Genomic DNA, 23433 nt, shown 5'->3' with positions numbered 1-23433 from the left:
GACCATTAATAAAATACTCAATATTAGTGCTGAAATTTAAGTCGGACGTTATGTATGATCAGCACTAAATGGTTAGAACTCTATCTATATCTACAAAACCAACTTCCTTCACTACCATCACAACAAGACGTTGAGCCAAAGTTTAACGATCGTTTGATGTTTTTAAGTGCCCAATTTGCTCAAGCAGATCGTGAACAAGATAAAAATCAACTCGATTGGCTAGAGCATGAAAGTTTTACTCTAGTAATGAGTGAGTTATTTGAGTCACTTTCAATTACAGAGTCCCAACTGCAATTTTTGTTTGAAACCTTAATGGCTGCGCAGATGTGTCAGTTGGCCATGATCGTTACCAACCTATATAAATCGCTGCTTTCTGAGCATGAATTTAAAAGTAAATGTGGTCTTGTTTATCAGCAATTGGGCGATTACGAGATGGCTAAAGCAATGTTGCAGGAGTCTATTTCTCTCAATGAAAACAGCCCAATGGTGTATTGCCACCTTGGATTTAACTACCTTTATCAAGGTGACAGCTATTTAGCCGCCGAGCAGTTTCAACGCAGTATTGAAATTGATGGAAACTTCGTCGGTGGGTATCAAAATTTGGCGGGTCTACATTATCAAGACAGCAAATTTGAGTTAGCGACTGAGTATGCAGAGAAAGCGTTTATCTGTGATCAGTCATTAGTCTCTACTTATATCACCGCTGTAAGTTCATATCTTGCCCTTGGTCAAAATGATAAAGCTGATCAATGGATCACGATGGCATTAAATCACGATATTTCTTCCATTGAATTGGTGCGTTTAGCTGGGATCACCGCACACCAAAATGGTCGTTTAGACGAAGCGCTTGAAGCACTGGATCATTATCTTTTATTTAAACCAGAAAGCTACGATGTGGTTAGCATTCGTGCTCGTGTTAAAGCGGACTTACGCCTTTATGCTGAGCTAGAGCAAGACATTCGCCAATTACTTATCTTTGAACCACACGATGAATGGTGCTTAGAACATCTCTTCTTGTGCTATTTCCACACCGAAAAATGGGCAGAGGCGCAATTGGTGATGGTTGAGCTTAACAAGCTGGCAGCACACTACAAAATTACCTATCGAGATCAGCTTAATACCATTAACAAAGCGCTGAGTCTTGATGTGATCGAAATATAATTATAAGCCTGGAGTGAATGTGAAAGAGCAAGTTGAATTTGGTGTCGCAGACACCTCTCGCCGTGACTTTTTGAAGCTAGGTGGCGTCACTGCTGCAACGGTAACGGTGGGGGCTGCGGCAGGTGCTGGCTTTGTATTAGGTCGAGATCCTGATGCGAATGTCGGTTGGGGGCGCACTGAATCTGGTCACGATATGTATTTTGATCGTGAACCGTTCCGTGTTGATGTTGCACCCACTCTGGAAGTTGCTGGTGAGCTAACACGCCCAGAGTGGAGTGATTTTTTATTTCATCGCACCCGTGTACTGGGCGCAGAAATGAAAAATGGCTGGGTACCAACCACTGATTGGCGTGAGATCCCCAATGAAAGAGTGCGTGAATACTACTCACGTTACCCTGAACGTTGGGCTGATATGTACCAGTCATTTGAAGAGAAAGCCGAGCATGCACAAAACTTTGAACAGCATCGCTCACGCTTTGCTCTCGGCTGGGCGTATTCTGCAGCCTATATGCGTGGAGTGAAGAGTGACTTTCCACCAAGTCCGAAAGGTCACCCTGATGAAGTCGATTTTCAATGGGTTAAACGTACTAAACAAGAGTTTAAATCACCCAAACATGCCTCTGATTTGATCAAAAAAATGGCATTCAAGTTTGGTATGAGCATTGTCGGCATTACTAAAATGGATCCTAATTTTATGTTTAAAAATACCATGCGTGGTATGCCAGATTGGGATGAGTCGGTGCCTAAACACTGGAAGAACGTAATTGTATTTGGTACCCCAATGAACTGGGATCCAATGTACGCTGCGATTGGCTATTCCACATCTTATGACGGCTATTTCCGTGCGAAAAATGCCTCTGGTTTAATGGCGGCATTTCTTGGTGAATTAGGTTATGCCGCACGACCACAATGGCCGGGTTCTGACTATGAAATCGTAGTTCCACCACTCGCAATTCAAGCAGGAATGGGGGAGGCGGCACGTAATGGTATTTTGTTAACGCCTGAGCTAGGACCAAACATTCGCCTTGCTGCTGTGATCACTGAACTGGATCTTGAGGCTGATAAACCGATTGATACCAAGGTTAAGCACTTCTGTGAAGAGTGTAAGATTTGTGCTGATTCTTGCCCTAGTGAATCAATCAGTAAAGCAGATAAACCCGATGCGATTGTACGTGGTTATCGTAAGTTTGCATTTAACCAAGACAGTTGTTGGACAATGTGGCGTCAGGGTCCAACTGAAACGGCAATGGGCTGTCGTGTGTGTATAGCCGTATGTCCTTATACGCGTAAAAACAACTGGATTCACGCGTTGGTGAAAGAGACCGATCCTCGTGATCCAACGGGTATTACACGTAAAACGCTACTGGCAATGCAACATAACTTTTTCTATTACCCAGAGGCTGAAGCGTATCACGGTGATTGGAATGGTGGCCGTTTTGCAGGTTACCACCAACCACCAGAATGGATGCGTAGTGAAAACTACCTAAAGGTTGAGAAAACTTGGGAATACGATGGTAACTGGGAGGGCTTCTAATGTTTCCACAATCGACGGTACTTGATCCACTCTTTTGGATGGCATTTGGTGCACTCCAAGTGCTGGTTTTCGCAGGCGCTAATCAATGGGCTAAGCAATTTAAACTTGGTATGAATTGGTGGAAATGGACACTTGTTGGAGGTTGGTGGGCTTCTATCGTACTCACTGTTGCTGGCGCATTCACGCTATTAGGTGAAAATGAAGGTTTAGCCGGTTGGTACTTCTTAGGCTTTGCTGGGACAGGTCTTATCATCGGGGGCGCTGTGTTGCTACGCGTACTGATTGCACTGAAACCCAAAAACGCGCATTGATCCTATCCATTGTGATTTAGCACTATTTTAAGGAGCAAGCCACAAGGATTAAATTTAGTGGCTTGTCTATTTCTCTATGACAAGAAAAAAAATACAAACGCCAAATCGAAATAAAAACCTCGAGAAGATCCTCAGCATCTTATCAATATTATTACTGATGGTTGCTTGGTATTTAGGCGGCTTACGCTCGAATAACTCTCAAGCTCAATTTTTTGAACATATCGTATCACCAAGTGTGAGAATGCACGAAGTTGGGCCCAATTTATATCAATTGATTGATAAGGGTGGCGAAACAGATGCTAAATGGATTAGCTTTGGCTCGGGGATCGGCTATGGTGGAGAATTGACGGTTGGTGCAGTGTTTACGGCTTCTGGCGATGTTGAAACTGTCTCATTACTCTCTTCCAAAGAAACATCTTCTTATTTTGAAAAAGTGGTTGAAGAAAAACTCCCCGAAGCGCTGCTTGGTAAAAACATCAAAACGACTCTCCATGTTGATGCAATTACGGGGGCAACGTTAACATCAGGTGCATATGTTCATGCTCTTAATCAAGCGGCAGATCCCGTTCGCAAAACATTATTTGACTATCGTTTGTCAGAGCAGAGCTCTCCGTGGCACTACGTTAAATGGTTAGATGCAGCAGCTTTGATTTTGTTTGTAATTGCTGTTTGGGTAAATCGCACACGCTCAGAACATAAGGTAAAAATGAATCTTGCCTTGTTAACAGTATCAACCCTTTTGTTTGGCTTCCACTCAGCATCGCTTTACTCAGCTTCGACGATGGGGGGATTTGTTTATGGTTCGTGGATTTCTGGAGTTGCAAGCTATACGCCGTTTATCCTGCTAGCGTTAAGTATCATCTATATCTTTTGCTATAACCGTAACATTTATTGTCAGAGCTTGTGTCCATTTGGTGCAGTTCAGCAATGTCTTGCAAAAGTAGGTAACGCAAAACCTTCTCCAGTACGCCATCAGTTTTTTATTTGGTTTCCGCGTGTATTACTACTGATCACATTATGTTTGGGAGCGTATTTCCGTAACCCTGCTGCTTTCGTTTACGAACCTTTTGGTATAGCTTTTGGCATGATCGGTGGAATGTATCTGTTTGTATTAACAGTCATGATCATTTTGACATCTCTGGTCGTGCGTCGCCCTTGGTGTCAGAGTCTTTGTCCTATTAATGCCATGACTGATTTCTTAGTGTTTAACAAAAACTGGTTTAAGCAAGTACTCAATAATAAAGGTAAAAAAGTGCGTCAGACTCAGGTAAGAGAACCAAGAACTGTACGTAATAATCGAGCAAAAAATGAAATAGCGAAGCAGGAAGGAGAGTAACAATGAGGCAATATATCTCGATGGCATTTTACTGTTTAGCTTCAGTGGTGATCGTTCTGCAACTTTCGACTAGTTTCATCAGTTTGACTAACGAGCAAACGAGTCAGCAATTACTACATATTGTGACCAAGCAAACAGAAAAAGAGCCAGTAGTAGTAGAGAGTAAGCCCCAAATTGATTATCAGCAGATGGCTGAAGATATGGCGCAAGAAAGTTACTAGCCATATTCACACAATAACTATATAAACAGTGGCTATAGAGTGAGGAGTTTATCATTGTGTAAGCTCCTTTTTCGTTAATTATGAACAGTAAATGTATTCCACTTGAGCGTATGCGCTCTGAATCAGGTTTAACCACACCTTATCTCTTTCGTATCTCGCAACTATATAGTGAACGCGGTATAGAAGAGGTGTCTCGTCACCATCGACTTAATTTCAGTGCGTTGATCTATATTACTGAAGGCGAAGGGCAACACTACATTGACCACCAATTTCATCGAGTACGAGCTGGAACGTTACTTACATTAGGTAAAAACCAAATTCATGCTTTTGCCAAGAACCGTACGGTTAATGGTTTTGTGATGCCGTTTAACTGTGCATTTTTGGCTGAAAGTAGTCACGATCCTTATTTCGATTCGATCATTGCAGCTTTAGTGCATGTAAATTGCATCTACAATATCACCGAGGATATCGACGCTCTGTTTCGAGTTATGGTGCAAGAGTTCTATTCTGAATCCGAATTTCGCACAGAAATCATTCGCAGTTTACTCCGTAGCGTATTGCTAAAAACCATCGTACCTATCTATAAGGCTAATGCCAAACAAGTGCAGTTAGGCACTAGTGATTTCTACCGTTTAAAAAGCTATATCGATGAACACTTTCGTCAACGCCCTTCAGTCGCAGAGATTGCCTTGTCTATTGGGAAAAGTGTTAAACAGGTAGATAAGTTAGCAAAAGATAACGCAGGGATAAGTGTTAAAGAATTGCTGGATGAACGAGTTTTGATTGAAGCAAAACGTCAGTTAGCTTTTAGCCAATATTCAATCACAGATATAGCTGAACAACTTGGCTTTAATGAAGCAACGAATATGACTAAATTCTTCAAGCGTCATACTGATGTGAGCCCGAAAGACTTTCGTCAGTTATGCCGTATGGGATTAAGGCAAAGCTAGATTTTATCCAAATTGAGATGTGAAAAATTAACTTACTTTCTTAAGTGTTTTGAGTTAGTCAGACTGTTTTTGATATTAGCTTTTATAATGATGTTTCTATCAAAAGAAACAATAGAAGTGAGATTTATGTGTAAAAGATACACATAAATTGGTGACCAAAATGCGACCATAAGTGGTCTAATCACTAAAAAACAGAATAAATATCATACAAAAGTGGTGTTTGTAATACACTGAAATTAAACAACTTAATTTTTCACTTTCTCTTTTTTGTAATTAAATTACGGGTGGGTTTAAGACTTCCAAGCTGATGATTTTAGGCCTTCAACTTCTAGCAGTTTGCTTAGGTCGTTTAGCTTAAAAGTACCAGCTTTGATCAGCGAAATACCTGGCTTTTCAGTTAATGTAGTCATTGGATTTGTCCTTCTTTTTTTATAATAAAGGCTGGGGTTCCCCAGCCTTTTTGTAGGGTGTTGCGTATTACATGCGTGCTTTGAAGATCGCTACGATTTCTTCTAGGCTCGCTTTGCGTGGGTTCGTTAAAGAACACGCATCGTTTAGAGCGTTTTGCGCCATGAACGCTAGCTTATCTTCAGTTACACCCAAATCAGCTAGGCGTTGCTTGGTGCCTACCTTTTCAGATAGTGCATCAATGGCTTCAAGGGCTGCATTTACTGCTTGCTCTTGGGTCATTGCTGCAGTGTCGATACCCATTGCTTTCGCAATATCAACAAAACGCTCTGGTACTTGTTTCGCGTTAAAGCGCGAAACTTCTGCCAATAGGATAGCGTTACATAGGCCGTGAGCCAGGTCGTAAACACCACCTAATTGGTGCGCCATTGAGTGAACGTAACCTAAAGATGCATTAGAGAATGCCATACCAGCAAGGTACTCGCCGTACTGCATTGCATCACGAGCTGCGCGATTTTGACCGTCGTTCACAGCAGTTTCTAGGTTGTTTACAATCAGCTCAATCGCTTTAATCGCTGATGCATCAGTGATTGGTGTCGCTGCAGTTGAAACATACGCTTCAACAGCGTGCGTTAATGCATCCATACCGGTTGCAGCGGTTAGGAACTTAGGCATTGCTACCATTAGCTCTGAATCGTTCACTGCAATAATTGGCGTGAAGTGCTTATCAACCACTGGGTATTTGGTTTCATCTTCTTGGTTAGTGATGATTGCAAACACTGTCATTTCTGAAGCAGTACCTGCTGTTGTGTTCACGGTTACCAATGGAAGTTGTGGTTTTTTAGAAAGGTGTACACCTTTAGAGTAATCACGAATGTGACCACCGTTCGCTGCCACCAATGCGATACCTTTAGCAGTATCGTGTGATGAACCACCACCGAATGAAATCACAAAATCAGAATGGCTGTTTGCAAGTAGCGCTAGGCCATCTTCAATGTTTTTCTCTGTTGGGTTTGGCTGCACGCCATCGTAAATAGTGAAATCAATACCGTGAGCGGTTAGCTCGTCAGTTAGCTTGCTAACTAACCCCACTTCAACTAATACACTGTCTGTCACGATTAGGGCTTTTTTCAGCACTTTTGACGCAAGTTCAGCACCTAAAGATTGAATAGCGTTAGGACCCATTAATGTTACAGGTGGCATGTAGAATACATTGCTCATAATGAAGCTCCGTTAATATTTAAGAATTTATGTTGGCTTATCGCATGTGCCATAAACCGGAATTTTTTACAGAGTGTGAGTAGCAAAGTGAGTGTTACCGGCACCGAATCGTTATGGTTGTTGTTGGTGTCGATGCCGACATCTTCTCATTTGCTGAAATATAAACAATAGAGTTAAAAGTAAATTACTATTACGTACGGGTAATAATAAAAGTGAGCGTATTGTTTGCAGCGCTCAGCGGCTTATTTATCTGTTGCTGATAGTAGTTTTTCAGCAAAGCTTAGGTGCGCTTTAGGTTGAGTGAATACCACACCAGAATGTGAACGCTCTGCAGTGCCTTCTTTTTGGTAGTGCTGTGCATTCATGCTGTTAACAACAGCTTTTTCAAATTGTACGTTACCTGTGAAGTCGCCATCTTTTGCTGAAGCGTTGTAAGACATAGCGATAATAGCGGCTGCGATGGTTGCTTTAATAACTGTTTTCATGAGTAATAAAACCTTGTGTATTTATGTTTGTGAACGCCTTGTGCGTTTCGATGGGTGTATTATTAATAATTACCATAAAAACAACAATACATATAAAACACAAAAGATTATTACCATAATGCAATAATAGATACCAAAGTAAGGTATGTAGAGAAAGAAAGGGAGAACAAAGGAAGAAGGTCAGTATCGTGGGTGCCGTTTGAATGCATCAAGATATACGGGAGCGTAGTCACTCAGAGATAAAGTGTAGAAGTTGGGGGGAGTAGGGCGAGGGTGTTGATGAATAAATTAAGACAGTGGAATATTATTGGAAGTTTTTTAAACGTAGATACAAATTTAAAATTATTTGTTCACGAGTTACAAACTTGAAGGAAGTTGTAGTAAATGTCCCTTTATGTGATGCATGAATCCTCACCATAAGCAGAGATGTTTACGGTGAGGAGTTATCTGTTTGATTACAAGACGCTAGCTTTTCAATTTTAATATTTCGGGTGTTTTGGATGATTCCAGCTAAGCAGAAATAGCACTTTCATGTCGATGACTTTTGCCTAAGTTCACAAAAATGCACAGGATAATACCTGCGGCTAATCCCCATGCAGCGCCTTTGGTTGCGATAACTGCCGCCATCACTCCTGCAATACCCAAATCATTGACGGTTTTTGATTTTGTGACCCCAACACGAAATGAAACAAACCCTTGAATTAAGAGCGTTGCAGCCAGCGCAATACCTAATAAACGTCAAAATATAGGTTGAGACCAAATAGGGGCCATATGTTGCCTTGAACATCTAGGGAAAGTGCTCATCTTTATTGAATTTTGATTCAAAAAACAAATCTTATTCTGAGGGAAATGTTAATTAAGGGGCTCAACATCAACACTGTATTTCCACATATCCGCATCTTCATCCCCAATTTCGACACTCGCAACTTGACCTGAACTGTTTAGAACAAAAAAAGGCAGGTTCATGTAAGAATCACCGTCTTTATAATGACAATGCATTTGCGCTTCTAATCGAATAGCGGCTGCGTCTTCCTGAGTAATCTTTACAGAATATGTACAATCATCAGCTTGAGATGTTACTTTTTGATCGAAAAAAGGCACCTTAAGTGACGGGAAAATTAACTCTTGCTCTGAGTCTTTAACCGACACAGAAACCTGATAGCCACCTGACGTAAGTGCAAAACAGGGAAAGCTACACATTAATAAACCTAATAATTTAATTTTCATATCTCTTAATTTTCATGTTTTTTGAAGAGCGAGTAGATTTGCTTAATTGACAAATCATATTGCCTGTATGTTGATGAGGTTTCGATATTAAATCAATAAGTCAGTTGTATGTTTTGAACTGCTATTTTAGTTATATCCTACCGAACCACTTAATCTCTTATTAAAACCTCTGCAAACTTAACTGCTTACCTTTTGTGTATTGGCCTAATAATGATAAATGGAATTTATTGCCTGCCAGTAAAAATGAAAATAACCAAAAACGAGCACGAGTCCCGACTCGACGTCGTTTAATTGATTCGAGAGAGCGTATCGTTAATTGGTGGCAAGTTGCATGGCAAACCGAGCAAGAGCAGAAACGCTTTTTTGATGAAGCGGTATTATCTTTGCCTCATTTACCATTAGCGTGTCGCAATTTTGATGACGTGTTTGAAGCGATGGGTTTACAAGTGAATGGCGTTAAAAGTCGTTTGCTGGTGGGTGAGTGGTAAATAAAGAAAGCCCGCTATGGTTGCGGGCTTTTTGCATAGGTTATCCGTTATGAAAGTGGTAACTGACGTATAATACGTTGTACATCGTTACCGTACTTCACTCGCTGACGGGTTGCTTCTAAAGAGAACATCTGTGTTTTTCTCGCGGCAGGGTTGGCACTTCTTCCTTCCGTTGCCATGCTCTCAGCTGAAGGTTGACTACTGTCTAATCTTCCCGGGATAGTTTTAACTGTCGACCAGCCAAGGCTGCCGATGGCACGAGCCGTCATAATACCTTGGTAAATTGTGTAGCCTCGAGCACCGACTTTAACTTGTCCAAGCAAGATCTTAGTAAAACCACCGTGAATAGGAGGAGGCGTGTAGGTCATGGTTTTACCGCCTTGCACCATTTTGGTTGCGATTACCTGACCTTCTGAACTACCAATTTTCATTGCAGGATTGGCTTTACTTGCCCATTCAAGTTTATATTCACCTGATGGTCGGATTTTATTCCACAATCGAGAGCCAAGTCCGGGTTGGGTGACATCATCAAATGCGCCACCTGCACGGATCCAACGTAAATTTTGCACAGATTTATATGCTGAATATCCGCCACTGACCACGCCGATGATATCGAATGGAATGGTAGCAATATCTAGATTACGTGAAACCTTACCATCATCAATCACACCTGATGCGATTTGAAGTGCGCCACTAGTCATACCCGCAATACTGCCGATGATGCCAGCTGCAAGCACTAAACTTGAACCGCCTGTTGGAGCGGCAAGGGCAATTCCGACAATGCCTGCGAGGATCCCAAAGACGCCAAATACGATTTTACTGATATTTAAGTGGCCACTTGGATCGGTAAAGTTGATTGGATCGTTATGGCAGTACACGTATGCGTTGTGAACACCCTCGTTGAAAGGTGCCAAGCTATCAGGGGCATTGAAGCGCATTAATTTGGGTTGGTAAACACGGTAACCTTTACCTAAATGATAACCTTGTAGAATGGGATCTAACCACTCACCGTTAAAACCTAAACTTGATGGTGGCGCCGTTATTGATTGGGCGATCGCTAAGCGTACCGAGGTTGGCAATAATGAAATACCACTTGCAACAGCGGTTGTCTTGCCTATTTTAATTAAAAACTCACGTCGATTTAGCGGTGTAATAAATACAGAATCTTTATTGTTCATTGGTATTTTCCATCTGTTCGCGTTGACCGAAAGGAGAGTAGCGATACACAGAGCCAGTTTGATCTGCGGTATTAGAAGCGATGACTGAACCATGCTGATCGGTTGCTAATAGCGATACAACAGCGCCTTGTTCAGACCATTTCGGCATACCATCGTCATAGATGTAGTGAGTCACAGTGCCATTTTCTTCAATTGCAGCGAGATCGCTCCACAGGTATGTAAACGCTCTACTTTCTGAATCAGATTGTTGGCGAATAAGACGATCATTACTGTCGTAGGCGTATAGCCATTCTGTACCGTCAGCGATCACTCTGGTTAATCTGTCGAAATCGTCGTAATTGAGAACTCGGCCTTCACCATCTTGGATCATGTTTCCATTTTGATCGTACGCGAGTACTGTTTGCGGCGGCAGCTCAGGGTGAGTATGGGTAATACGTGTTAGTTGGCAAGGATCATCCGATTCGTAGTAATAGGTGGCGTTATCTTGAGACTTTGTTGTCACACAACGTTGCGTGAGCATATTGCCAAGATCGTCATAGCTCCATTCAAGTGAAAGGGTTGGCTGTCCCCAATCACTCATTGGGCCGCTACCCAAGAATTCGACTTTCGTGAGCTGTGAAAGCGCATCATAGCTATAAGTTTCTATAACATCGCCTAACGCCGCACATTTCTTGGTACGCGTCGCAAGCAAGCCTAGCTTGTTATAGTCTTGATATTGCTCAAAGATATAAACATCATTCAGCGCGACTGAACGATAAATTTCACGGCTATAGTTGTCCCATTCGAGATCAGTGATCTGAATTTGATTGCCTGATGTCAAACGCTCTAGCGTAATGCGATCAAATTGATCGTATTCATACTCTAGCGTGGCATTATCCGTACGTAATGTAACCAGTCGACCTATCTCATCATAGCCATATTGACGATTATCATCTGTGCCTTCGATAGATGCAATCACACCACCGTTGGAGTAACGATAGCGACGAACATTACCGTCGTGCTCTTCAAGTTCAGGTAAGCCTAATGATGAGTAACTGATAGTGCTTCGGCTACCTTGGTTATCATGGCTACCTGTCGCAAGACCTGTGACAGGATCATAGCTATAACTGGTTACTTGCGATCCTGCATCTTTCTCGCTGAGTACGCCTAGTTGATCATTGCGGGTAAATCGTCTTGTTGGCGCAGCTAAACTTGATTCGGTCTCTGGGATATTACTGCTATCAGTGTAAGACCATATTAGAGCTGCTTGACTGTTTGAGCCGCGACGAAGTGTCAGTGGACGACCTAAGCCATCGATATCACGCTGACCGATAGTTTGCGTACCAATCTGTAGCTTGGTTACTTGCGTTTGATCTGTATGGTTCGCGTAAGTGATATGTTGGGTCGCACGATTCGTTTGGGTTATTTGGATCACCCGATCAAACGGGTCGTATTGATAGCTTTTAGCTTGGTTTAATGGATCTGTTTCTTTTTCTAAACGTCCCCAAGCATCGTATTCATAATGCCAAATACGATCACCGTGCTGTTTCTTCTCTTCTAATCCCCAGCTATTAAGATCACTGACGGTGAGAGCGAGGCCGTCAATCCCTTGCGTTTTTTGGCGAGTCGCAAGATTGTTAAACGAAAGGTGGCGACTACCATTTGCTAAAATAGTTGCCTGAACTTGTCCCCAATCATCGTATTCATATTGCTCGGTTTGTGTAACAGCAATGGTACGGGCATATTTATCTGGTAGTTCATCAAAATCACTTTTACAGATTAAACGACCAAATGCGTCATACTCTTTTTTCCAAATGGTTCTGTTGTCTAGTTTCGCTTCTAATTCTCGCCCCTGACCATCCCAACTTTGCTCACATAGATTGCCTTTACAGTCAGTTAACACCATGGTTTGTCTAGCTCGGCTAGAATCAATCAGATACTCATATGAGCGTGATGCGCTGCCTTCAATACGTTCAGTTGTTGTTCGGCGCAGTGAATCGTACTCGAAACTACAATGTACGCCATCGCTATCGATGTGATGGGCGAGTTCCCCAATATCGACATAGTGTCCAACAACCAGATTGGTTTTTGTATTATCGTGGCATATGAGCTCTTCATGCTCTTCAATGGTGTCATTATTGAGCATGTACTGATAGTTTGATGTTTTCGAATAGGTGCGATCAGAGTGAATAAGATCGTTTCTGATAGAGGCCAATCGACCTAATGTAAAGCGCTCATTTGCATTTTGGTGGTAGCTATAGTGGCTTAGGTAGCGACCATGGGCATTTTCTAATTGTAATACGACGTCACGGTGATCGTTTTGAGCTGTAATTTCTGTATATTCATATGAAATCTTACGTTCTTCCAAACCATTACTAAGAGTACGTGATTTGACAAAGTTCACCATGCCAGACGGTGAGGCTGGACAGCCTAAATCACCAGTCAGAGGGTAATATTCATAGCGTTCAGTAATGTTATTCTCATCTTTAAATAACAGCATATTGCCATATTTATCGTACTCCCAAACACGTGTTTGTTGATGACTATCGCTGCCTGATAACCATGTCTGCTCCTCTTTGTTGATCAACGCATATTGTGCAGGTTGGTCAGAGAAAGGTGTATTGTTACGAGCAGGATAGCTAAGGTTTTTGCGATGAACTAAACGACCATTAACCAGACGTGCTTCTTCAACGAGTAAATGGAATTGGTTGTAGATTTGAATGGTTTTAGTGTAATTGTTTTCAACTTTTTGTACTTGATAAGTGTACTCAATTCCTCTTTCAAGTAGGTTATCAATGCCTTCACTAAGACTTGTACCTGGTACGCCATAACCCATAAAGTTGCGGCTATCCGTGTTCACACTGCTATATTCAGTGGAAATGATCGGTGAGTTTCGAGTTAGGACACGGTGCAATGTGACAGCTGGGAGATAAGTATTGCTGTTTACTTTGATCCCATTCGTGTCATAAGTGAGTTGCTCAATCATGCCGCAAGGATGGGTCACGTTTTGGATCAAGGTATAAGCACCGATGGCGGTGTAGCCAAAGTCAAAACTCCCTGCATTCTCAGACAAGTTGCATTGCACCAGTTTATCATTGGTCAGAATAAGGCTGAAATAGGCTTCATGCACACTGCCAATATTCGTGAAAATGTTTACTCTTCCTTGACTTACATACGCAATAAGTAATAAAGGCTGGCTTTCTGAGGTGCGATCATCCCACACTTTACTAAGGCGTCTTTCTGAGCCAATATCAAGCCAAGAGAAATACAGAGCATGACCATCACTTTGGACGATCTTTATCAGGTTTCCGTACTCATCTAAGATATCTTTACGACCATTTCGATACGTGATTTCATAGCCTTTTGCATTGCTGCTTATTGAGAAATCAAGCAGCTTTTTATAACGGATATCTAGCTTATAGTTAGCGCTTAATTCCGCCCGGTATGATTGCCCATTGGCAAGATAAAGCTGCTTATTTTTAATATCGTATCTTGGGATATTTAATTTCCAGCCTTTGCCAAATCCAAGGTTCTTTGTTGAATAGGGAGAAAACTGCAGGGCAATATCAAGGTTGGGACCTTTTAGCCAGTTACCCATTAATGATCCCAGTAGAATTTGATATGAATAGCTTCTGGTTCTTTGATCGACACCACCAGAGCAAAAACTATCGAAGTTAAATGCATTAGAAGTCCAATTAGGCATAGTGCCTCCTTTAAGGCGAAGTTAGCCCAATAAGTGGGCTAACTTGTTTTATGAAGTCTGAAAATTACTGGTTAGTGAGTTGCCATTTGGTGTAATCCCATTTTTGATTACCATTTGAGGAATCATTTAGAGGGTATGTGAGTTTTAGACGTGCGGGATTGCCGTATTGGTCAAATGCGGTAAAGCGATACTCTTTTTGTGAGTCATTGATGGAGGTATTTCCAGAAAACAGCAATTGGCTCAAGGTCACAGAGCGCAGTCTTTGATTAATACGCCACGTTGCAGTGCGGCCTTCACCTGCTGCTGTATTCCACACGTATTCATCTGAAACAGTACGTTCTCTACCCGGTTCAAAAATATAGCCTTTTACTGAGCGGAAACCGTTTGGACAATCACCGTAGCAGCCAAGCCATTGGTCGTTTAAGAATACGTAGTTGTTGTCTGATTCATGGTTGTTGTCCATCGCCACTTTGGTCATCGTGACAGAAGTATCTAAAGGTGTAATATAGAAATTGCGTACTTCTGCTTTTTCAAAGTAGAAACCATCTCCAGCGTCTTCCCAGACTTTTTCACCTTGTCCAATATCTGCAAATTCAGCAGCGCCATAAACTTTAGGTTGTATACTTTGGTAGAGCGCATTTTCATCGCGTGGATGTTCACAACTATCGAAGGCAGTGCCATCAGTGAATCTAACTTTTGCACAGATTTGGCGATATTGTGCGGTTTCGTTACTGTACACCCATGCCGTTAGCTTATTTGACGCATTTGAGAGAATACGAGAGTTGGGTAAGTTGTCAGCACTGCGATGTACACTGTTGATTTGATGGGCATAACTATTTTCGTTGTAGCTGAAACCCCAGCAGTTGCTGCCATAAGTACAGTCTTTATCCCGACCTAATTGGGTATCGTTGTTCTTGATGTAAAACGATAGCGCATTTTTTACTTCATCGTTACTGACTGATACGGGAGTGCCATATTTGTCGGCGAAAGCAATATTAATATTTAGCTTAGATTGCATGCGGCCATTGGCGTAAAACATCATAGGCACACCAAGGCTTTCATTATGATCAGCAGAAAGTGTGATGGATGAAACAATATAGTTACTATTGATATCAGCAAAGCTTGATGCTGATAACAAAGTGAATGGCAAGGTGAGAAGTAGATGTCGCTTAAGAAGGCTCATTTTTATTTCCTTATGATTGTAGATAATTTTAATAGCAGTCTGATAATCTGTATTTTTAAGTTAAAGTAGTGCTTCTCCTTTTTATTTAAAATCAGTCAATTAGTTTTAATTAACGCTTGTTTATATAGTTAAAATCACTCATTACATTTGCGATATATTGAGATGTCAAAGCGTGAAAGAGCCGAGTGAATAGGCAATTGGCGATAAACGTCAATCGTATTTTTCTACTCTTTCATGTGATAGATAATATAGTTTCTTACTTTTTTATTTCTTTAACTTGTTATTTTATAGATATTTCTTATATGCCTAAATAGACAAAAAATAAAGAACATATCAAAATTCAGATATATTTATAAAAGGGGTTTAGATTAATATATAAGGTTTATTATTATTCGAGAGCAACATTTTCAATAGCTAATTATTTATTGTGTTTAATTTGTTTGTTAATCAGAACTATTGTTTGCTTAAGTTTTATTAATATTATTCATTTTATCTTTCCTATATAACGTACAATAAACAGTCTTTTTGTGTATATAGCTATTCTTTGTAAGCATGATAATGATCGCAAAAATACAATAGTGGATTTTTTGTATGGTTTTTTAGGCAGGGTAATTGCTTTGTTGTTAATTTTGTCAATTTTAAAATATTAAAAGAATAGCGATTACTATTTATATATTTACGTTTGTTTTGTAAATATAAACTTTAAGAGGGAATATTAATATATAAAAATACAAATAATTGATGTTTTTGATGATTGTATTTCTTTTATGTATATTTATTTTTCTCACACTACAAATATCAGTGATTTTTTATCTTTTTTGATAGTTTTTAAATGTTTTTATATTGACTTTAATTTTTTCAATTGTGCTTATAATAAAAAACCTCAACGTTTATCACGTTGAGGTTTGGGTTTTAAATGTAGGCAGAGTGTCATCAACATGGTGTTGATAGTCTCTATCTTTTAATTATTGTTAATAAGTGGCTCATACCGAGCCACTTAAACTTCTGTTATAGATTCAGCACTACAGGTTAGCTTGTGCGATTTTGACAGCTGCTTGTAAATCAGGGATGGTAGTTAGCTCAGGAACACGTTGAGTGTAAATCACTTTATTATTCTTATCTGTCACGATAATACTACGAGTTAATAAACCCAACTCTTCAATTTGAGAGCCTGTTTTCATACCAAATTGATGCTTTGATGAATCAGAAAGGTATGTGATGTTTGTTAGTTTGTGATTTTTTTGAAAACGCTGCTGAGCAAAAGGTGTGTCTGCACTAATAGCTAAAAACTCAATACCTTTTAACTCTGCTTTGTTGTCAGCAACAAATTTTGATAGATCAATGGCTTGTTGAATACAAACTGGAGTATCAACAGACGTTAATACATTATAAATTTTAACGCTGTTTGTTTCTGTACTGGTATCAAATGGCTTAAGATCAGATGTAACCAGCTGCATTGATGGCATGTAGTCACCAACGTTAAGCGCTTTACCTGATAAGTTAAACGTTGTGGTCTTTTCCAGCGTTACCACTTGCTTTTGACCGAAATTGGCATTTGCGTCCGTTGTCGCAAATTGTGCAAATGCGCTTCCTGATAGTAATAAGGCTGTAAGAAGTGTTAGCTTTTTCATTTATTTTTCCAGTACAGCAATAGCAGCATCGTAGTTGGGTTCATCCGTGATTTCTGCAACTAGCTCTGCATGGATCACTGTGCCTTCTTCATTTAATACAATTACTGCACGAGTTGCTAAATCGCGTAGTGCACCTTCAGCCAGTTTTACACCGTATGCTTGTGTAAATTCAGGGCTGCGGAAAAATGATGCCATTTGTACATTTTCAATACCTTCAGCTGCGCAGAAACGACCTGTTGCAAAAGGGAGATCTGCAGAGATACACAGGACAACAGTATTGTCGATGCTTGCTGCTTTTTGGTTAAAAGCTTTTACGCCAAGCGCACAAACAGGTGTGTCGATACTTGGGAAAATGTTTAATACAACATTTTTGCCTTTTAGTGATGATAATGAAATATCACCTAGATCAGAGCCACATAATGTGAACTCTGGTGCTTGTGTACCTACTTGAGGGAAAAAGCCTGACAGTTTAATTGTTGAGCCTTGGAAGGTTACTTCTGACATATTATATACCTTTGTTTTATATGGTTATATTTCATTCAATAGAATAAAGGTCGCTTATAATATCGCTAAAAAGCATAATGTAAACATATTAATAACAATGTTTTTACTGTTGGTTTTCTTTCATTTAATTATTTTAAATAAGCAGTTTGTTTCTTTGTTATGGTTTTGCCTAACTTTAATATGCTTACTAAAAAGTTATTTAATATCAATTGTTTGTTAGCTTTATTTTGCTTTGTGTTAAATCGCTAAGTGAGTGATGGTTTTTTATTTTGAACGTGTATTTTTTGTCTTGTTTCGATACTTCTGATGACGCTTTGAACGTTCAAAAAATAGCCATATCAAGTGGTTGCTGTGATGTGGTTGTTCTTAATGCGGCTGAGTTAGGCAGTAAATGATAAGAATGATTGAGACTCAATCACACCTTGGTCACATCAGGTTCAAGTGTTTTGGTGTCGAAAATGTTTACTGATAAGCGAAGGGGGCGCAGACAACGATCTCAGTATTGATTATTAGCAATAACGAGATCGTTGATGTTTATGCATGAATGGGAAAGGCGAGGCTAACTTACAATGCCAAGCATTTCTTTTAGGGGTTTGAGGTAACGTCTACTAATAGGTACTTCAAACCCTGTTGTGGTGATGATTTCTGCTAGTCCATTTTCCAGTAATTTAATCTCGCTGATCGCTTTAATATTGATGAGATATTGGCGATGACAACGCACCAGTGGCGTTTTTTCTTCTAAGGTTTTTAGGGTCAGTTGCGTGCTTGCGGTTTGCTCACTGGCACGAACATGAACACCACTGATATCGCTGTAAGCACATTCAACATTGTTAGTTGCGATGATCACAATACGGTTATGACCAACACAAGGGATTTGCTCTAGCTTTTCTGGTGCAAGGGCTGACACTGTTTGTGGTTGGGCTGATTGCGTGATCGCTTTATGACAGCGGTGAACGGTTTTGGTTAAACGCTTAGGATCAACTGGCTTGAGTAAATAATCAAAAGCGTTATCTTCAAAGGCTTGAATCGCATATTGATCGTAAGCGGTCACAAACACCACATATGGCATGGTGTCGGGATCTAACATACCGAGTAATTCAATGCCTGTGACTTGTGGCATTTGAATATCTAAAAACACCACATCCGGTTTTAGCTCATTGATTTTCTTGAGCCCCATAATGGCGTTAGCTGCTTCTCCAATCACTTCAATGTGACCTGTTTCTTCTAATAACTCTGCCAGCTCTTCACGGGCAAATTGTTCATCATCAATGACCAGCGCAGTTAACATCCAATACGACCTTTTATATGTGTTGATTGTACTTATTGTGCGTGGGGGATAATAAAGCTTATTCGGGTAAATTGGTGCTGCTCACAGGCAATTTTTAGCGCTGAATCACGACCAAATTGATTGGATAGTCGTTTACCGACGATCTCCATACCTAAACCAACATGGTTATCTGCTGGTGGCTGATAATTACCGGCATTATCTTCAACGATGATTTCATTGCCTTGTGGGTGAGGCTGGCTATAAATTTTCACTGTGCCGCCTTCTAACATCTCGGAAATACCGTGTTTAATGGCATTCTCAACCAGAGGTTGCAGGGTAAAACTTGGCAATATTGTATCGAGTAATGGATCTTGAATATCAATATCGACGGTTAAGCGATCAGTAAAACGGGCTTTCTCAATTGTGAGGTAGGCATTCACATGGGCTAACTCTTCGCGTAGCGTCACGGTATTAATATTTTGCTTTAAGTTACTGCGGAAAAACTGCGATAAGTTTTGAATAAGCTTACGGGCTTTATCAGGATCGCGTCTGGTGATCGCACTGATGGTATTAAGCGCATTAAACAAGAAGTGAGGGTTCACTTGCGCATGTAACAGCTTAATTTCCGCTTGTGATAATAAGGTTTGTTGCTGTAAGTAATCACCGTAGAGAATTTGGCTCGACAATAGCTGCGCAATCCCTTCTGCCATCGACATATTGACGGTAGAAAAGAGCTTACGTTTTGGCTCATAAAGTTTAATCGTACCGACTACCTTATTACCTGCGCGTAGCGGAATGATCAGAGCCGATCCCAGCTTACACTCAGATGCTAATGAGCATTGATAAGGATGTTCACGCCCATCGAGGTAGATGATGTCGTTTTGCGCCATCGAATCTAAGGTACTTTGCGATGAAATAGGGGTGTTAGGTTGATGGTGATCGTCTCCAATACCGACAAAAGCCAAGATTTTTTCCTGATCGGTAATGGCTACAGCCCCGACTTTGGTTTCTTCGTAAATAATACGCGCGATCTTATTGGCGTTTTTACTGTTAAAGCCTGTGCTTAGAATCCCCACCGAGCGATCAGCAATGGTTAAAGCGCGACGTGAAAACGTGGCTGAATACTTTTCAAATATCGTTTTACGATCTTGCAGAATACTCATAAACAATGCGGCACCCACGGAATTGGCTATGATCATCGGAACGGCAATGGTAGAAACCAGCTCATAGGCTTGCTCGAAAGGTTTGGCGACTGTGATCAAGATGAGCATTTGCACCACTTCAGCGACAAAGGTGACACCAAATACCATGCAAGGGTTAAATAACAATGCGCCTTTGTTACGCTTAAGCAGGTAAACATGGAGTAAACCGCCGATCAAGCCTTCGGCAGTGGTTGAAATAGTACAGGCAAGATCGGTAAAGCCACCGAGCGTATAACGATGAATACCGCCCGTTAAACCTACCGCAAAACCCACCACAGGACCGCCAAATAAGCCGCCCATGACAGCACCAATAGCACGGGTGTTCGCAATTGCATCGTTGATATGTAAGCCAAAGTAAGTGCCAAGAATGCAGAAACTTGAAAACAGTAAGTAGCAAATCACTTTGTGGCTAAGGCGTGAAGAAATACTCAGTAGGGGTAAGAAGATCGGGGTTTTACTCAGCATATACGCCAGCACTAAGTAAACACACAATTGTTGTAATAGGGAGAGAACCAGTTCCATGGTGAACCTAACCTTGAAAAGAATGCCGAGATTGTAAGGTAAACAAAAAGAGCCTGCATTGAGCAGGCTCTTACTATTACATCATGATCATATCAATGACGGAGGGATTGAGGTTACTGATTGTTAAGCTGTTTCAGAGGTTGTTGGTGCTTGCTCTTCATCTGCTAAATCCGTTTCACCTTTGCCTTTCGATGTTTTGATCACATAACCTGTCACGAAGAGTGAGAAAGCGATACCCGCAATGGTTGAGATCTGCATTGGTAGACCAAAACCAAGTGTGCTGTTGTTTAAAATGAAAGTCACACACACAGTGGTCATAAAGATAGCTGGAACTGTGGTGATCCAGTGCAGCTTGTTATGACGCAATAGGTAAGCTGAAGCCGTCCACAACATCATTACCGCCGTGGTTTGGTTAGCAAAGCCGAAGTAACGCCAGATAATACCGAAATCAACCTGAGTTAAGATACCACCAAGGACAAACAGTGGCACAGCCATTAGTAGACGATTACGCAGTGTTTTTTGCTCAACATTGAAGTATTCAGCCAAGATCAAACGGCTTGAACGAAACGCTGTGTCACCAGAGGTAATTGGCAGAATCACCACCCCAAGGAAAGCCAAGATACCACCGAATGTGCCTAATAAACCAAAGGATGCGCTATAAACTACGTTACCAGGGCCACCACTTTTCACCGCTTCTGATAGTGATTCAAGCGAGCCGAAGAAAGACAGCGCAATAGCACACCAAATCAGTGCAATCACACCTTCACCGATCATCGCACCGTAGAATACGAAACGGCCGTTTTTCTCGTTGTGCATACAACGCGCCATCAGTGGAGATTGCGTTGCATGGAAGCCAGAAATTGCACCACAGGCAATGGTAATAAACAGTGCAGGCCATAGCGGCATGTCATTTGGGTTTAGGTTAGTAAGCATATCACTGACTTTGAAATCACCCATTACGGTGTGTTCGCTAGAGAACGCAATCGCAGTCATTAGGCCAACCGACATGAAAATAAGCAGTGCGCCAAACAGTGGGTAGAATCGACCAATGATTTTATCAACAGGCACAATCGTCGCGAGAATGTAGTAGCCGAAGATCAGCACAACCATGGTAGTAACGTTAACCGTTAGGCTTGTTTGCTCGTTGATCAGATTTGTGATCATATCGGCAGGAGCAGAAACAAACACCACACCCACAAGCAGCAATAGGACAATGGCAAAGATGTTCATAAAATGTTTTGCGCCATTACCTAAGTAGCGACCTGTAATGCTTGGCACTGAAGCACCGCCATTACGGATAGATAACATACCTGAGAAATAATCGTGTACTGCACCTGCGAAAATACAGCCAACCACAATCCAAAGCATAGCGGCAGGACCATATAGCGCACCCATGATCGGGCCAAAGATAGGGCCAACACCGGCAATGTTGAGCAGCTGAACAAGGTAAACACGTTTGGTCGACATCGGAACAAAGTCGACACCGTCAGTTTTGGTATGAGCAGGGGTTTTACGTTGTTCATTGATGCCGAATACTTTCTCTACGAAAGCACCGTAAATGAAGTAGCCGCCAATGAGGGCTGCGACACAGGTGAGAAACCACATCATAGCAATTGTCCTTAATTGAGTGTTTGGGGAAGCTTAGGACGTATGATATTCGCCTCTTATATTTACTGCATGCGCTCAATGTGTGAGTGGCAGAATAGTGTGATGAGTGGTCGTTATGAAGGATGAGTGGTTTGGGTTTTGAGTTATAAAGCCGTACTTAACTTAATAACAGCCAGTGAAGATAAAAATTAGATTACGACACCGCACCAATATAACAGCTCGATAGGCATTCTCCGCAGCCATTACAATCGTCATTTAGTATTGGTGTGCTGTTAGCAATCAGGCTGAGTGCTTGTTTCGGGCAATCATCGACACATTCTTGGCAATTATCAAAGATCTTAGCGTTACAGCTTTTACTAAAAGTTGGACGCCAGCCTGTATCTGTGGTGTTTAGAGTATTCAGTGCTTGCGTTGGGCAAGCATTAATACAAGCTTGGCAAAAGGTGCAATGGTTGCAACTGAGATCCATCACAGGCCCATTGTTACCCATGGTTAAGATATTCTGTGGGCACGCACTCACACATGCCGAACAGCTATCACAAAGATGCGTAAATAGACTTTCTTCAACAGCGCCAAGTGGTCTTCCTGCATTTATCTTTCCTGCCTCTGGTGTTTCAACCGATTGTGAAACACCACGAGATAGCGCGCGAAATAAACCACGACGACTGTGGTTCACTTCGCTCTCTTGCTGCATTAAATCGGCGCTATCGTGTTTCATCATTACGCCTCTTGCCAGTAGTTATGACGTGTCACGATTTCCAATTGTTGCTCTTCACAATAGATGGTTAACCACGCCAGTGTATAAGCGGCAAGTTGTTGGTAAAAATCCGTTTTTGCGTGTTGCTGCATGCTTTCTAGCATGAAAGGGGCAAAGGGCATTAAGTGCTCACAGAGTAATTCATTCGCCGCTGTTTGATTCTCTTGTTCCAGCAATATTGAAACCAACATCAGCATTAAACCAATGTGATCTTCAGGCTCTCGCATACCGGTATCGCAGGTGAAACCTTGCTGGCGAGTAAACTCTCGGTATTGCAAAGTTGATGAGCCAAACAGGGCATTTTCTTTATCTAAATACGCCGATCCCCAAGGTGGACACGGCATATCACCACTACCTTGCAGCAAATGGAAGTGATCGGATTCAAGCTCGTCACTGTTAACAGCGTGCGCAAGTGCTGCAATATTTTTTAATAAATCATCATCTTGTTCAGCAAAGGCTTGCAGAATGGTGGAGCCGTTGTTTGAGCGTGGTGAGTAGAACAATAAGCCACCAAGAAGGCGAAAAAGTGTAGATTCGTAATGCATTAATTCAACTTT

Annotated in this window: 20 protein-coding genes; 7 read left to right on the top strand and 13 right to left on the bottom strand. The window is 41.3% G+C overall.

Features of this window, described 5'->3' with window-relative positions:
* The first annotated feature begins 54 nt into the window (after positions 1-54).
* The 6 genes from Q7657_RS00745 to Q7657_RS00720 all read left to right on the top strand — a co-directional run bounded on the left by Q7657_RS00745 (position 55) and on the right by Q7657_RS00720 (position 5513).
* A complete protein-coding gene (locus Q7657_RS00745) occupies positions 55-1161 on the top strand; it encodes a tetratricopeptide repeat protein (protein ID WP_107166454.1) in 1107 nt (368 codons plus the stop codon).
* A gap of 19 nt (positions 1162-1180) precedes the next feature.
* Positions 1181-2695, top strand: a complete 1515-nt coding sequence (locus Q7657_RS00740; RefSeq protein WP_107166453.1) for a 4Fe-4S dicluster domain-containing protein — start codon at positions 1181-1183, stop codon at positions 2693-2695.
* Complete coding sequence (locus Q7657_RS00735; RefSeq protein WP_060989780.1) at positions 2695-3006, top strand: VcrB family reductive dehalogenase putative membrane anchor; 312 nt, start codon at positions 2695-2697, stop codon at positions 3004-3006. The genes Q7657_RS00740 and Q7657_RS00735 overlap by 1 nt, the downstream gene beginning before the upstream one ends.
* 76 nt (positions 3007-3082) lie before the next feature.
* The gene (locus tag Q7657_RS00730; protein WP_107166452.1) at positions 3083-4342 is read left to right on the top strand and encodes an FMN-binding protein; all 1260 of its coding nucleotides are present in this window, start codon (positions 3083-3085) and stop codon (positions 4340-4342) included.
* Between the two features lie 2 nt (positions 4343-4344).
* Positions 4345-4563: a hypothetical protein gene (locus Q7657_RS00725; protein ID WP_107166451.1), complete on the top strand. Its 219-nt coding sequence runs from the start codon at positions 4345-4347 to the stop codon at positions 4561-4563.
* 80 nt (positions 4564-4643) lie between these two features.
* The gene (locus tag Q7657_RS00720) at positions 4644-5513 is read left to right on the top strand and encodes a helix-turn-helix transcriptional regulator (RefSeq protein ID WP_107166450.1); all 870 of its coding nucleotides are present in this window, start codon (positions 4644-4646) and stop codon (positions 5511-5513) included.
* 477 nt (positions 5514-5990) lie between these two features.
* Here the strand turns inward: Q7657_RS00720 and Q7657_RS00715 are convergent, their stop codons facing one another.
* The 3 genes from Q7657_RS00715 to Q7657_RS00705 all read right to left on the bottom strand — a co-directional run bounded on the left by Q7657_RS00715 (position 5991) and on the right by Q7657_RS00705 (position 8854).
* Complete coding sequence (locus tag Q7657_RS00715) at positions 5991-7142, bottom strand: iron-containing alcohol dehydrogenase (protein ID WP_107166449.1); 1152 nt, start codon at positions 7140-7142, stop codon at positions 5991-5993.
* Positions 7143-7384: 242 nt separating this feature from the next.
* Positions 7385-7627: a hypothetical protein gene (locus tag Q7657_RS00710; RefSeq protein ID WP_107166448.1), complete on the bottom strand. Its 243-nt coding sequence runs from the start codon at positions 7625-7627 to the stop codon at positions 7385-7387.
* An 852-nt stretch (positions 7628-8479) separates the two neighbouring features.
* Positions 8480-8854 (bottom strand): hypothetical protein, encoded by a 375-nt coding sequence (locus tag Q7657_RS00705; RefSeq protein ID WP_107166447.1) that lies wholly within the window; start codon positions 8852-8854, stop codon positions 8480-8482.
* 227 nt (positions 8855-9081) lie between these two features.
* On the opposite strand from Q7657_RS00705, the gene Q7657_RS00700 reads away from it, so the two are divergent.
* On the top strand, positions 9082-9342 hold the full coding sequence (locus Q7657_RS00700) for a hypothetical protein (protein ID WP_181319866.1): 261 nt from the start codon (positions 9082-9084) through the stop codon (positions 9340-9342).
* A 47-nt stretch (positions 9343-9389) separates the two neighbouring features.
* On the opposite strand, the gene Q7657_RS00695 is transcribed toward Q7657_RS00700, so the two are convergent.
* The 10 genes from Q7657_RS00695 to Q7657_RS00650 all read right to left on the bottom strand — a co-directional run bounded on the left by Q7657_RS00695 (position 9390) and on the right by Q7657_RS00650 (position 23421).
* A complete protein-coding gene (locus Q7657_RS00695; protein ID WP_107166446.1) occupies positions 9390-10520 on the bottom strand; it encodes an RHS repeat-associated core domain-containing protein in 1131 nt (376 codons plus the stop codon).
* Positions 10510-14202, bottom strand: a complete 3693-nt coding sequence (locus tag Q7657_RS00690; RefSeq protein WP_107166445.1) for an RHS repeat domain-containing protein — start codon at positions 14200-14202, stop codon at positions 10510-10512. The genes Q7657_RS00695 and Q7657_RS00690 overlap by 11 nt, the downstream gene beginning before the upstream one ends.
* Positions 14203-14266: 64 nt before the next feature.
* Entirely contained in the window at positions 14267-15385 is a 1119-nt protein-coding gene (locus tag Q7657_RS00685) for a hypothetical protein (RefSeq protein WP_107166444.1), read from the bottom strand.
* A 1022-nt stretch (positions 15386-16407) separates the two neighbouring features.
* On the bottom strand, positions 16408-17016 hold the full coding sequence (locus Q7657_RS00680; protein WP_053987768.1) for a peroxiredoxin: 609 nt from the start codon (positions 17014-17016) through the stop codon (positions 16408-16410).
* A complete protein-coding gene (tpx, locus tag Q7657_RS00675; protein WP_107166443.1) occupies positions 17017-17520 on the bottom strand; it encodes a thiol peroxidase in 504 nt (167 codons plus the stop codon). It lies immediately after the preceding gene.
* A gap of 559 nt (positions 17521-18079) precedes the next feature.
* Positions 18080-18808: a two-component system response regulator BtsR gene (gene btsR, locus Q7657_RS00670; protein WP_053987766.1), complete on the bottom strand. Its 729-nt coding sequence runs from the start codon at positions 18806-18808 to the stop codon at positions 18080-18082.
* A gap of 32 nt (positions 18809-18840) precedes the next feature.
* Positions 18841-20511 (bottom strand): sensor histidine kinase, encoded by a 1671-nt coding sequence (locus Q7657_RS00665; RefSeq protein WP_107166442.1) that lies wholly within the window; start codon positions 20509-20511, stop codon positions 18841-18843.
* A 123-nt stretch (positions 20512-20634) separates the two neighbouring features.
* Positions 20635-22119, bottom strand: a complete 1485-nt coding sequence (locus Q7657_RS00660; RefSeq protein WP_107166441.1) for a carbon starvation CstA family protein — start codon at positions 22117-22119, stop codon at positions 20635-20637.
* 193 nt (positions 22120-22312) lie between these two features.
* Positions 22313-22840, bottom strand: a complete 528-nt coding sequence (locus tag Q7657_RS00655; protein ID WP_258178276.1) for a 4Fe-4S binding protein — start codon at positions 22838-22840, stop codon at positions 22313-22315.
* Positions 22840-23421 (bottom strand): TorD/DmsD family molecular chaperone, encoded by a 582-nt coding sequence (locus Q7657_RS00650; RefSeq protein WP_107166440.1) that lies wholly within the window; start codon positions 23419-23421, stop codon positions 22840-22842. The genes Q7657_RS00655 and Q7657_RS00650 overlap by 1 nt, the downstream gene beginning before the upstream one ends.
* Positions 23422-23433: the final 12 nt, after the last annotated feature.

This window comes from Candidatus Photobacterium acropomis (assembly GCF_030685555.1).
GTDB lineage: Bacteria > Pseudomonadota > Gammaproteobacteria > Enterobacterales > Vibrionaceae > Photobacterium > Photobacterium lucens.
The sequence above is the reverse complement of the archived record's forward strand: the minus strand, read 5'-3'. Positions and strand labels throughout refer to the sequence as shown.